General features: G+C 41.3%; 2 protein-coding genes. Both read left to right on the top strand.

Annotated features, from left to right (window positions below):
* On the top strand, window positions 1-106 hold a 106-nt coding region (locus tag AC1DUW_RS32200; RefSeq protein WP_477644635.1), incomplete at its 5' end, for an ABC transporter ATP-binding protein C-terminal domain-containing protein.
* Window positions 90-521: ABC transporter ATP-binding protein (locus tag AC1DUW_RS32195; protein ID WP_477644634.1), on the top strand; the 432-nt coding region annotated here is incomplete at its 3' end. The genes AC1DUW_RS32200 and AC1DUW_RS32195, both read left to right, overlap by 17 nt.

The raw sequence follows: 521 nt of genomic DNA, 5'->3' as shown, positions 1-521 counted from the left end.
GAATTACGGAGAAAAAATTGCCGAGGGTACACCTAAGGAAATCCGAAGTAATGAAGCGGTTATTAAAGCCTATTTGGGAGGTAGTGCTAGTGCTAAAGTTATCTAATGTTGCAGTCAGTTATGGAAGTTTTACTGCGATCAAACATGTGAATATCGAAGTTGCCAAAGGGGAGATTGTCGTTTTATTGGGGGCGAATGGAGCGGGTAAAAGTACGACTTTTCGTTCCATTAGTGGTATCAGTAAGCTGTCTCAAGGAGAAATTTATTTTCAAAATAGTCCTATAGGCGGTCGAGCCCCGGATAAGAATGTTCAAGCTGGAATTGTTCAGTGTGCCGAAGGACGTAAACTGTTTCCACAAATGACTGTCCAGGAAAATTTAAGGATGGGGGCATTTGTGCATCGAATGAAAAAGGCGGAAATCAAGCATTCTTTGGAAAAGGTATATAATTTATTCCCGATTTTAAAAGAAAAGAATCATGATGATGCAGGAAGTCTGAGCGGTGGGCAACAGCAGATGCTC

Source organism: Peribacillus sp. P4_C12, from assembly GCF_056402095.1.
This window is presented reverse-complemented; position numbering and strand designations above follow the sequence as displayed.